12 protein-coding genes are annotated in these 12,030 nt (G+C 47.0%); 9 read left to right on the forward strand and 3 right to left on the reverse strand.

What is annotated here, in order from left to right; genetic code table 11:
• Nucleotides 1–2: 2 nt before the first annotated feature.
• Entirely contained in the window at nucleotides 3–1,616 is a 1,614-nt protein-coding gene (ftsY, locus tag HG547_RS05600) for a signal recognition particle-docking protein FtsY (RefSeq protein WP_169547248.1), read from the reverse strand.
• Between the two features lie 213 nt (nucleotides 1,617–1,829).
• On the opposite strand from ftsY, the gene rsmD reads away from it, so the two are divergent.
• Both rsmD and HG547_RS05610 read left to right on the forward strand, forming a co-directional pair.
• Nucleotides 1,830–2,477 carry a 16S rRNA (guanine(966)-N(2))-methyltransferase RsmD gene (rsmD, locus tag HG547_RS05605; RefSeq protein WP_169547249.1) on the forward strand — a complete coding sequence of 216 codons (648 nt, stop codon included), beginning with the start codon at nucleotides 1,830–1,832 and terminating at the stop codon, nucleotides 2,475–2,477.
• Nucleotide 2,478: 1 nt separating this feature from the next.
• Nucleotides 2,479–2,751 (forward strand): DUF1145 domain-containing protein, encoded by a 273-nt coding sequence (locus HG547_RS05610; protein WP_011718692.1) that lies wholly within the window; start codon nucleotides 2,479–2,481, stop codon nucleotides 2,749–2,751.
• On the opposite strand, the gene HG547_RS05615 is transcribed toward HG547_RS05610, so the two are convergent.
• Entirely contained in the window at nucleotides 2,708–3,709 is a 1,002-nt protein-coding gene (locus HG547_RS05615) for a helix-turn-helix domain-containing protein (RefSeq protein WP_342194498.1), read from the reverse strand. The genes HG547_RS05610 and HG547_RS05615 overlap by 44 nt on opposite strands.
• A 96-nt stretch (nucleotides 3,710–3,805) precedes the next feature.
• On the opposite strand from HG547_RS05615, the gene HG547_RS05620 reads away from it, so the two are divergent.
• Nucleotides 3,806–4,342: a cysteine hydrolase family protein gene (locus HG547_RS05620; RefSeq protein WP_169547251.1), complete on the forward strand. Its 537-nt coding sequence runs from the start codon at nucleotides 3,806–3,808 to the stop codon at nucleotides 4,340–4,342.
• Between the two features lie 69 nt (nucleotides 4,343–4,411).
• Here HG547_RS05620 and cymA read toward each other — a convergent pair whose 3' ends face one another.
• The gene (gene cymA / locus HG547_RS05625; protein ID WP_037423641.1) at nucleotides 4,412–4,975 is read right to left on the reverse strand and encodes a NapC/NirT family cytochrome c CymA; all 564 of its coding nucleotides are present in this window, start codon (nucleotides 4,973–4,975) and stop codon (nucleotides 4,412–4,414) included.
• A 410-nt stretch (nucleotides 4,976–5,385) separates the two neighbouring features.
• Between cymA and HG547_RS05630 the strand changes: the two genes are divergently transcribed.
• The 6 genes from HG547_RS05630 (at nucleotide 5,386) to HG547_RS05655 (ending at nucleotide 11,987) form a co-directional block, all read left to right on the forward strand.
• Entirely contained in the window at nucleotides 5,386–5,748 is a 363-nt protein-coding gene (locus HG547_RS05630; RefSeq protein WP_047537921.1) for a hypothetical protein, read from the forward strand.
• Between the two features lie 90 nt (nucleotides 5,749–5,838).
• Nucleotides 5,839–6,294, forward strand: coding sequence for a DUF2057 family protein (locus HG547_RS05635; RefSeq protein ID WP_047537918.1), 456 nt, complete (start codon nucleotides 5,839–5,841; stop codon nucleotides 6,292–6,294).
• Nucleotides 6,295–6,401: 107 nt separating this feature from the next.
• Nucleotides 6,402–6,842, forward strand: a complete 441-nt coding sequence (locus HG547_RS05640; RefSeq protein WP_047537915.1) for a hypothetical protein — start codon at nucleotides 6,402–6,404, stop codon at nucleotides 6,840–6,842.
• Between the two features lie 219 nt (nucleotides 6,843–7,061).
• On the forward strand, nucleotides 7,062–7,322 hold the full coding sequence (locus HG547_RS05645; protein ID WP_047537912.1) for a heavy metal-binding domain-containing protein: 261 nt from the start codon (nucleotides 7,062–7,064) through the stop codon (nucleotides 7,320–7,322).
• A gap of 21 nt (nucleotides 7,323–7,343) precedes the next feature.
• Nucleotides 7,344–8,834, forward strand: coding sequence for an efflux RND transporter periplasmic adaptor subunit (locus HG547_RS05650; protein ID WP_169547252.1), 1,491 nt, complete (start codon nucleotides 7,344–7,346; stop codon nucleotides 8,832–8,834).
• Between the two features lie 9 nt (nucleotides 8,835–8,843).
• Entirely contained in the window at nucleotides 8,844–11,987 is a 3,144-nt protein-coding gene (locus tag HG547_RS05655; RefSeq protein WP_037423668.1) for a CusA/CzcA family heavy metal efflux RND transporter, read from the forward strand.
• The last annotated feature ends 43 nt before the right edge of the window (nucleotides 11,988–12,030 follow it).

The following is a 12,030-nucleotide window of genomic DNA, read 5'->3' on the forward strand; positions in this document are numbered from 1 at the left end:
AATTAGCTATCCGCTTTCTCTTGAGTAAACAAGGCATCAATAAATTCTTTAGAATTAAAGGTACGCAAATCATCAATTTGCTCACCCACGCCAATATAACGTAGCGGGATTTTAAACTTGTCAGCAATCGCAAACACCACGCCGCCCTTGGCGGTACCGTCGAGCTTGCTGATGGTCATGCCGGTAACGCCCACAGCCTCTTGGAATAACTGCGCCTGGCTAATCGCATTTTGGCCCGTGCTCGCATCTAAGGTCAGCATCACTTCGTGCGGCGCTTCTGGGTCGAGTTTCTTCATCACTCGCACTACTTTCTTTAACTCTTCCATCAGATGCGACTTGTTTTGTAAGCGACCCGCTGTATCAGCAATTAATACATCAATTTTTCGGGCTTTAGCCGCTTGCAGCGCATCAAAAAGTACCGAGGCACTGTCGGCGCCGGTATGTTGGGCTATCACAGGGATATTATTGCGTTGGCCCCAAACTTGTAATTGCTCCACCGCTGCTGCGCGGAAGGTATCGCCCGCCGCTAACATCACAGACTTACCTTGGCGCTGGTATTGCTTTGCCAGTTTGCCAATCGTGGTGGTTTTACCCACACCGTTAACACCGACCATAAGAATCACAAAAGGACCATTGGTATTTTCAGGCACTAATGGGATTGCCACAGGATCGAGTGTCTTTTGCATTTCATCGCGCAGCAGATCGTAGAGTGCTTCGGCATCCTTTAATTGCTTGCGCGACGCGTGTTCGGTCAGGCTCTGAATAAGGCGTGAAGTAGTTTCGACACCCACGTCGGCGATTAAAAGCTGTTCTTCCAACTCTTCAAACAGTTCATCGTCGATTTTTTTACCACGGAATAACCCGATGAAACCGCTACCAATATTTTCGCTAGTACGTATTAAGCCGCGTTTTAGACGCGCGAAGAAGCTTTCTTTGGCGGGTTTTGCCTGAGGTTCGGGTTGTTGCTCAAGGGGTTGTTCAGCTTGGACCTGTGCAGCGGCAAGTCGCTCTGCTTCTGCTTGGGCTTCAGCGGCCTGTTCTTCGGCAACTCTTTCCGCTTCGGCTTTTTCCGCTAGTGCTTTTTCAGTGGCTAACTGTTCTGTCTGTGCTTGCTCCGCCGTTAAACGCGCGGCTTCGGCGGCCTGTTGTTCTGCTAAAAGTGCAGCTTGCTCTTCAGCAATACGCTGCGCTTCCGCTTGAGCTTTTGCGGCTTGTTCTGCAGCAACTCTTTCTGCTTCGGCTTTTTCTGCTTGTGCTTTTTCAGCGGCTAACTGCTCCGCCTGAGCTTGCTCCGCCGCTAAACGCGCGGCTTCGGCTGCCTGTTGTTCGGCTAAACGTGCAGCTTGTTCTTCGGCAATACGCTGCGCTTCCGCTTGAGCTTTTGCGGCTTGTTCCGCAGCAATTCTTTCCGCTTCGGCTTTTTCAGCCGCTAATTTGTCGGCTAGCGCCTGCTCGGCTGCCGCTTTTTCGGCCGCAAGACGGGCCTCTTCAGCTTGCTGCTTTGCTAATGCTTCGGCTTGCTCGGTTTGCGATGGAGTAGAGACTGGGGTTTGCTCGACAACCTCATCTTGTGATTTATCTTTACGAAACCAGGAGAAAAAACCTTTCTTTGCCATGTGTAATTCCAGCGCTCTACTTCAGTGTTGAATTTAAAATAAGACCCTGCCGTTATACCAGATTACCGCGGCAATTACGCCCAAAAAGTCGGCAATTAGTTCTGCTCTATCAGCCTTCTCACCTTTTACTAGGAGTTTGATATAAAATAGTGGCCTTTATAAAGGTGGCATAGTCTACCACTTTCTTTCTTCAGGCAAAATCACGGGGGCACTTTGGCTAATAATCGTGCAAACAACAAGCAAGTGACCAAGAGTCAAACGGCCAACAAGAAAGCCGGTAGTGGCCAAGTGCGGATCATTTCCGGGCAATGGCGTTCGCGCAAACTGCCTATCCACGATTTAGACGGCCTGCGGCCGACCACAGATAGAGTCCGCGAAACCCTATTTAACTGGCTCGCCAATGATATTGCCCACGCAAGGGTGCTCGACTGCTTCGGAGGCAGCGGCGCCTTGGCGCTTGAGTCCCTCTCACGCTATGCCAGTTACGCCAAGATTATCGAGTTGCAACGTCCTGCCGCCATGCAACTTAAAGCGAATCTCAATACCCTCAAGTGCGACAATGCCGAGGTACTCAACGCCGATACCTTAGTCGTGCTGCAAAATGGCTGCGAGCAAGGGTTTGATGTGGTGTTTATCGATCCGCCTTTCCGCAAAGGCTTAGCAGAAAAAACCATTCAACTGCTGGACAGCCAAGGTTGGCTTAATGATGGTGCGCTCATTTATGTGGAGATTGAGTCGGAATTAACTCACATGGCAGTCCCTGCGACTTGGCAACCGCTCAAAGACAAAACCGCAGGGCAAGTTAGCTATCGCTTATATCAATACCAAGCCGAAGATACTCCGGCTAACACCGAGGAATAGCATGTCGTTTCTGATCAATATGGGCAAAGCCATCACCCTAATAGCGTGGCTGATGATGGCTTATAACCTTGTTATGCCTTTTGCTGGCAATATCGGCATTATTCTCAATATCTTGCTCGGCATTACTTGCTTGATGCATTGCTTCCAGGTTGCCATCTTCCATATGCTGTTTAAAAATCTGCTGACGCTGCGCAAACAAGATTATCTGCAAGTGTTTATCTTCGGCGTATTTAGTTTATTGAGCTATCGTCGACAGGTGTTAGCGCAGGCGTAAGCGCACTAAACCTTTGTCGAAAGGCACTCGGTGTTAAACCGGTAATACGAGTAAACGCTTTGCGACAGGCGCTCACATCCTCATAGCCAACTTGATGCGCTATGGTCTCGAAACTCAGTGGACTATTTTCGAGTAAGTCGCAGGCCTTTTGGATCCTGAGTTTTTGTAGGTATTCATTAGGCTTATGCCCTGTCGCTTTCACAAAACGTCGCAAAAAAGTTCGCTCGCCCATACAGCACTGCTGCGCCAAAACCGCAACATTCATCGGCTCACCATAGTCGGTTTGTAGGCGATTTTGCAGACCCAAGATCACAGCATCCCCATGATCTCGTTTAGGTAAAAACTGTTGGTAATAACGCTGTTCACGCCCACCGGTATCGATAACAAGGTACTTACCCAGTTGGCGCATGACTTTCACATGGCAAAACTGCGCGACTAACTCTAGCCCCAAGTCGAGCCAGGACATCATGCCAGCAGCCGTGATGATATCGCCCTCGTTAACCATTATTTTTTCGATCTCGAGTTTCACCTGTGGATATTGGGTTTCAAACGTTTCCACTAATCCCCAATGGGTTGTCGCCTTGCGGCCATTGAGTAAACCCGCTGCGGCCAGCACAAATGCTCCCGCACAGGCAGAACAGAGAATAGCTCCTCGGGCATGTTGCTGCTGTAACCATAATCGCAATGAAGGCGCTGCATTGAAGTAAAGCTCAGTCTCGATGCTCGGCGGGATAATCACTAATTGATAGCACTCTTCGAGATTCATCTCCTCTAGGGATAACCGAGTCACTGCAAAACTGCTTGAGCTTAGGGATTTATTTTCGTCAGCTAACATCAGCTTGTTAGCCACCAGCAACATCTCTTCTAAGCCAAATACGGCTGAAGTTAAGCAACCGGGTATGGCTAATATCGCCACTTTTAATGGGGATGACTCGGCAAAATTTGTCAATTTAAGCACCATAGATGTCATTTCTGCCACTCTTAATGGTAATGAATCTACTGCAAACTCTCCTTCGAAGACATCTTTTGCAAGAGAAACGAACAGGAGAAAAATATGTCGAGCTTAAACCAGATCCCAGTGAACAGCGCCTTAGTGATTATTGATGTGCAAAATGACTACTTTCCCCATGGGGCTTACCCACAATGGCAAGTCGATGAGGCATTAGCGCGCACCTTGCACTCAGTGCAGCGTGCTCAGCAACAGGCGATACCGATTATTCTCGTGCAGCATATTGCCGATACGACTCAAGGTGAGGCGCCCTTTTTTAACCCAAACACCCAAGGGGTTGAAATCCATCCAGCGCTTTTAGCTGAGCTACCCAATGCCCCAATTGTGGTAAAACAATTTGCCGACAGTTTCGACGGCACAGAGCTAGCCAACTTACTCCAAGATATGCAAATCAAGCATTTACTCTTATGCGGTATCATGACTCAAAACTGCGTGACCCATACAGCGCTATCACCCGCAGCACAAGCTTATTCAGTGCAAGTGATTGCCGATGCCTGCACAGCTCCCACGCAAATGGTGCATCAAATTTCGCTAAGCGCCTTGTCCCGCAGAATGGCATTAATCAATAGCCAAGACTTATAAGACGAGAAAGCAAAAAGCCCTCGAAAGAGGGCTTTTTATTTTAATATCAAGCTATTGAAGCGCTAAACCTTATCCTTTTGGATAGGGGTGAGCAACACCTTTGTGGCAGTCCACGCAGGTCTTTCTTGCTTCAGGATCTTTCTTGAAGTTGTTGGTGTGCATTCTCACAGCCATTGGCTTCATTGTTTCAGGTTGATTTTCATAAATACGAGTATGGCAATGTTGACAGTTAGCAGAGTCATTACCACGGAAGTAAGCTAAAGCTTTGTCAGCTTGCTCTTTGCGGTTTTCGTCTAACCAAGCTTGAGTGTTAAAGCCATCGATAGTTAAGAAACCGTATAAGTCCTTAGATACGATGATTTTCTTGATCAAGTAATCCACTGGAGCATGTGGTAAGTGGCAGTCTTGACATTGTACAGTCACACCAGCACGGCCACCGCCATGGGCAGAAGCTAACACTTCATTTTTCAATGAGTGGTTGCTATGGCAGCTCATACAGAATGCGTCTTCACTCGTCGCATGTAAGGTTTGTTGGGTTGCAAAGTAGCCCACAACACCAATAACGATACCAACAACCAGTAGCGCTAGGATGGAATATTTCGCGCTGGGTTTAAATAGTGCACGCCAGTTCATCACTCTATCTCCGAAAATATGGTCAAAATTAGTTTTTATAAGACTATTTTATATTTTTTCATTTATTAGAAATTTGATTTCAAGCCTAAAATGCCGATTAATGTAAACTTAAAAGCGCAAAATGAGACTTAGCTCTAACTCTGAATAATACGACTCGCTAAAACCAGCTTAGCAGAGTATTAGGGTACTTCAACTCTCACTAATACATTCATCATTATGCTAAGCGACAAATGATTAAGTACTACCTTAAGAAGCTAAGGCAATGAAATCATTTTTAGAATACAAAAATGTGATCAAGGCGACATTTAACCTTTGCTATAAAAGCCTGACGCCTAAAACTAAACTCAAAATGAAACTTTTTATGCAATTTGTTGGTCTTTAAGGATAGGTACATTGGCAACGGTTTTTTTATGGCTAAGTTTTGGATCACCATAGCACTGTTATTTTCACTTATCGCTCAGTCGGCGATGGTGAATGCTATGCCAACTTCAGCGATGAATGACTTTCACGATATATCCAGCATGCAAATGGTTGATGGCAAAATAAATTGCACTATGCCCGATTGTCCCCCAGACGAATGCATGTTGCATTGCCAAGACTCTCTTACCAACCATTGCAAAACTCATTGCGTTGCACAGCTTTACCTCTCAACATCACAACCACAACTCGCGTTGATGAGTCATGCTAGTAATCGTATTACGAACAAAAGCTGGGCGATTCAAACCGCCGACCTTGGGTTGACCACACCACCACCCAACTCCGATTTGCTGTAACCGATCTTAATCATTAAATCGATTCAATCGCTCGCGAAGCTGCCACCACGATTTGGCGCTCACGCGAACACGCAAATTTTGGAGTTTATTATGAAAACGACCTTATTTAGTAAAATTTTCGTTGGCGTTACATTCGTCATCAGTACTATTGCTATCAGCATGACGGCGAGTGCTGCGACCTTGAAAGGCACTGATACACTCAATGTGGTCAGCATTAATGGCCAAGCAACTAAATCCTTTAAACCAGTACAACTACCTGAAGGTAAAGTGCTAATTGAAGTAAAATATCAAGATCTATTCAGTTATCGCGCCGATGACAGTGGCACTTGGGTGAAGTCTGAGCCTCTATTCTTTACCCTGGATGTTGCACCGCAGTCGAATTACCAGATCAGCACTCCAACATTAACTAGCGAGGCTGATGCCAAACGTTTTATCAATAACCCTCGTATACAGCTCAGTGTAGATGGTGCCACACCACTGCCACTCGTCTTGCAAAATCACAGTCAGTTAATGGCAGAGATCTTGCGAAATCAAGTCGCTAGATAATCCAACCTTAGGAGCGATGAGCTGAGGCATTAACTAAAATGTGAGTTAACGCATTGCAGCATAATGCCTCTGTGCTAGAATCCAAGCGTTCATTATCTGGAATTATTATGCATCAAACACTTAGTCGTTATTTATTAGTCATATTCACTTTACTCGCATTGGTCGGGCAAGGTGTTGTGTCTAATGGACACGCTATGGTGATGCGCTCAATGGAAATGGGCGCTATGGTTCATAGCCTTTCCAACCAAGGAATGGATCACGCGGCAATGATGCAAATGAACACAGAGCACCACGCTGACGCCAGTGCAATGGCCAATACAAATTGCTGTAACGATCAAATGCTTCCCGGCGCAAAACAGCATTGTTGTAATGGCACCACGTCCTGTCTTAACGATTGTGGACATTGCTTGACGATCTCAGTTGCTGGTACGCTTTTCAGTCCACATCTTTGGCCAAGTGTGAGTCTGAGTGATACCCCTATGGCCACTCCTATGCCTCATTTCCACTCTATCTCTTTATCGTCGGCCTTCAAGCCACCGATAGCCTAGTCCTAGCCTCTTTGTGCCCTTTTTTCAGGGCGAACCAAGCTAACTATTTATTTTGCCGTTTATTGTGGTGCCCTCTTATCAAGCACCCAGAGTAAAGCTAAAACGTTGACTGTGCACGATGCTACCCATGGCATTAGTTTTGAGTATGCACTCAAGAAATAAGCTCAATCACGTTTTATGCACTCATATTCGGCCCTAAAACCCGATGGAGTGAATAATATGAAAACCTTAACTAATCTTGCCTTAGTTGCATTTTTAATGACCAGCACCAGTGTGTTTGCTACAGCAACACCCCATGAGCATCACCACAACAATGCCGCGCCACAGGAACAAGCTGTAGCCTATGTTTGCCCAATGCATCCCGAAGTTACAGGTAACAAAGGCGATACTTGCCCTAAATGTGGCATGAATTTAGAGCCTAAAGCGACGACAGAAAAAATGGCTGACGGTGCAATGCACAAAGATCACGCGCACCACTAAGCTAGGCTGGAGATGAGGCATATGAACCAATTTTACAAAGTAAAAAAACCGTGCACTAAGGCTGTGTTGATACTCAGTAGCCTTCTGCTGGGCACTCCTTGGTTAACCCAGGCTCAGCTTGTTGATCCTGCGGCTCAATCAGAGGCGGGGCATCAGCATAACAGCAATAGCGCCAATCAAGTCAAAACATATACTTGCCCTATGCACCCTGAAGTAGAAAGCCATGAACCCGGCCGCTGCCCTAAGTGCAATATGTTTCTCGTTGAGAAGGAAGAAACAAGCAATACTGCACAACATGACGAACATCAAGCACATACACAAAACGCCAACGCGGCTCAAGTGTTTGATACCCCAACGCCTAAAGCCAATAACTTAGTCAAAAATCAAAATTCTGGCGCAACGATTAAGTATGTGTGCCCAATGCATGCCCACATCATTAGTGATTTCCCAGGTACTTGCCCTATTTGTGGGATGAATTTAGAGAAGGTCGAAACAGGCGGTAATACGCAGGAAATTAACATTAATGTCTCTGGCGGTATGCAACAAGCACTTGCCCTTAAAGTCGCCAACGTTGAGCGCGATACCCTATGGAAGTTTGTCGAAACCGTGGGTCAAATAGACTATGACGAGAGTCAGATCAGCCATATTCATGCCCGCGTTACTGGCTGGGTTGAAAAGCTAATGGTTAAATCCATGGGGGATACCGTCAAAAGGGGGCAGCTACTTTATGAGATCTACTCACCCGATTTAGTCAATGCTCAGGATGATTATCTGCTCGCCTTAGATACAGCGAAAACCTCCGGTAGCCAAAGATACCAAGATCTGGTTCGCAGGGCAGGCTTAAGGCTGTCGTTCTTAGGGTTTAATGAACAACAAATCAAACAATTAGCCAGCTCACGCCAAACCCAATATCGAGTACCGTTTTACGCACAACAGGAAGGTGTTGTCGAAACACTCTCCATCCGTGACGGTATGTATATTGAGCCTTCTACTGAAGTCATGTCATTGGTCGATCTTTCTAAGGTATGGGTCATCGCCGATGTGTTTGAAAATGAACAAAGCTGGATTAAGGTTGGGCAAAAAGCCGAAGTCTCTGTGCCCGCGATGAATATCAACGGTATAGAAGGCACAGTTGACTATATCTATCCCGAGCTAGACCCTGTTACCCGTAGTTTGAGGGTGCGCGTGGTACTGAATAATACCGATGTCTCTTTAAGACCCAAGACACTCGCTAAGGTTTCGCTCTTTGGCGGCCCAAATAAGGATGTACTCGTGATCCCACAGGAAGCGCTCATCCAAACGGGTAAAGAAAACCGCGTAATAGTCAAACAAGCCGATGACAGCTTTATCGCAAAAACTGTCACTGTAGGCATGATGAGCCAAGGCAAGGCCGAGATAGTCTCGGGCCTAAGCGAAGGTGAACGTGTCGTCACCTCAGGGCAATTCCTGCTCGACTCCGAGGCCAGCCTCAAGGGCAGCCTAATGCGTTTAAGCAGCGGTCATCAGCACTAGGAGCGCATTATGTTGAAATATATTATCGAGTCCTCGATCAGACAAAGACTTATGGTGTTAATTATCGCCATCATGGTTACTGTCTGGGGCGTGCAGGAGTTGCGTAAAACGCCACTCGATGCCTTGCCGGATTTATCCGACGTACAGGTGATCATTAAGACCCCTTATCCAGGGCAAGCACCAAAACTGGTTGAAGAACAAGTGACCTACCCATTATCGACCGCCATGCTAGCCGTCCCCGGTGCAAAAACCGTGCGGGGTTTCTCGATGTTTGGTGACTCTTATGTGTATGTGATCTTCGAAGATGGCACCGACATCTATTGGGCGCGTTCACGGGTGTTGGAGTATTTAAGCCAGATCAGCAGTCGCTTACCTCAAGGGGTACAACCCTCACTCGGCCCTGATGCCTCAGGTGTGGGCTGGGTGTTTGAGTACGCGCTGGTCGATCGCTCCGGCAACTTAGACCTCTCGCAACTTAAAAGCCTACAGGATTGGTATCTCAAACTCGAGTTGCAAAGTGTTGCCGGTGTCTCCGAAGTAGCAACCGTCGGCGGTATGGAGCAGACCTATCAGATCGTGCTCGAGCCAGACAATATGGCGATCTATAAACTCGATATCGCCACCGTCAAAGAGGCGATAGAAAGAGCCAATAGCGAAGCTGGTGGTTCAGTGGTCGAAATGGCCGAAGCCGAATATATGGTGCGCGCCAAAGGTTATCGTCAAACATTAGCTGATTTTCGTGAAATCCCATTAGGGATTACTAGCCCTTCCGGAACAGCTTTACTACTCAAAGATGTCGCTACCGTGCGCAAAGGTCCCGCTGCTCGCCGCGGCATTGCCGAGCTTGATGGCGAAGGCGAAGTCGTGGGCGGCATTGTGGTGATGCGGTACGGTGAAAACGCGCTTTCCACTATCGATGCGGTTAAAGCTAAACTGGAAGAGTTAAAAACAGGTCTGCCTGAAGGGGTGGAAATCATTCCAACCTATGACCGCTCTCAATTAATTCAAAAGTCTGTCGACAACCTATTCAGCAAAGTCATTGAAGAAATGTTGGTTGTGGGCTTGGTTTGCCTATTATTTTTACTGCATGCACGCTCAACGTTGGTCGCGGTGATTACTTTACCGCTGTCGATTCTTATTGCCTTTATCGTAATGAATAAAATGGGGGTGAATGCCAATATTATGAGTCTTGGTGGCATCGCTATTGCCATCGGTGCTGTAGTGGATGGTGCGATCGTCATGATCGAAAACCTACACAAACATTTAGAGCACTTTAAAACCGAACATCAACGCGAACCGTCGGTTAAAGAACACTGGGAAATTGTTAGCGCAGCTTCTATCGAAGTGGGCCCTGCACTGTTTTTCTCACTGATTATTATCACCTTAAGTTTTGTACCCGTATTTGCGCTAGAAGCGCAGGAAGGACGCTTATTTGCGCCACTGGCTTACACTAAAACCTTTGCCATGGCGGCAGCGGCATTATTATCCATTACGCTAGTGCCAATTCTGATGGGTTACTTTATTCGTGGAAAAATTCCTAGCGAGCGCAGTAATCCCATCAGCCGAGTGCTAATTGCTCTGTATCAACCGTCGTTGAAACTGGTGCTGAAGTTTCCAAAAGTAACCCTACTAATTGCTTTAATGGCACTGGCCAGTGCTTGGTACCCCATGACACGTATGGGCAGCGAGTTTATGCCTGCGCTCGAAGAAGGCGATTTACTCTATATGCCAACGGCATTGCCAGGCATTAGCGCCAGCAAAGCCGCCGAAGTGCTACAACAGACGGATCGTTTGATTAAAACCGTCCCTGAAGTCGCTCGCGTATTTGGTAAGGTGGGGCGGGCCGAAACGGCGACAGATCCTGCGCCACTCACCATGCTCGAAACCACAATCATGCTAAAACCCCACAACGAATGGCGTGAAGGCATGACCTTAGATGGCATCATTAATCAGTTACAGCAGACGGTAAAAGTGCCTGGCCTCACAAACGCTTGGGTACAACCGATTAAGACACGTATCGATATGCTATCAACGGGCATTAAAACCCCCGTGGGCATTAAAATTACCGGTGCAGATGTCAATGAGCTGCAAGCCCTAGGCACCAAAATTGAGGCTATCTTAAGCAAGGTCCCACACACTAAATCGGCCTATGCAGAACGGAGTGGTGGTGGACGCTACATCGATATCACGCCAAAACTGGATGTTGCCGCTCGTTATGGTATGTCATTACAAGATATTCAGGATGTAGTGCGTTACGCCATCGGTGGTATGGATATTGGCGAGTCCGTACAAGGTGCTGAGCGTTACCCTATTAACCTGCGCTATCCAAGAGAGCTGCGTGACAATATCGAGAAACTGCGTGAATTACCTGTGATCACTAAATCGGGAAATTACTTACCACTTCGCAATTTAGCCGATATCGAAATCACCGATGGTGCACCAATGCTCACCAGCGAAAACGGGCGCTTAATCTCTTGGGTATTTATCGATATTGAGGGCACTTCTATTGGGGAATACATTAACACCGCGAAGCAAGCTTTAAATGCCGAACTCAAAATGCCGCCCCGTTATAGCTACAGCTTTGCGGGCCAGTACGAGTATATGCAACGGGTCGATGCCAAACTAAAGCAAGTCATCCCAATGGCATTAGGAGTCATCTTTATCCTACTGATGATGACCTTTGGCTCTACCATGCAAGCGAGCATGATCATGCTGAGTCTACCCTTTGCCTTAGTCGGCAGCACTTGGCTATTGTATCTACTGGATTACAACATCTCTGTTGCCGTCGCTGTTGGTATGATTGCCCTTGCTGGGGTAGCAGCAGAATTTGGGGTGATTATGTTGGTCTATTTAAATAACGCCATCAAACATCGACAGGAGAAAAACCTTTACCACAGCGTTGAAGACTTAAAAGAAGCCTTGATAGAAGGTGCGGTCATGCGGATACGTCCTAAAGCGATGACAGTTGCCACCATCTTCTTCGGCCTACTCCCCATTATGTGGGGCGCAGGTTCGGGTAACGATGTGATGCAAAAAATCGCCGCCCCAATGGTCGGCGGAATGGTAACAGCACCAATACTGTCGTTGTTTGTACTGCCGGCACTGTATCTTCTCATTTACTCGCGTAAATTAAAGCAAGACGCAGTTCACTGATAGTACAGGCATAAAAAATCCCCCAAACCATAATAGTCTGGGG

It is taken from the genome of Shewanella sp. DNRA4, from assembly GCF_012843185.1.
Classification (GTDB): Bacteria; Pseudomonadota; Gammaproteobacteria; order Enterobacterales; family Shewanellaceae; genus Shewanella; species Shewanella xiamenensis.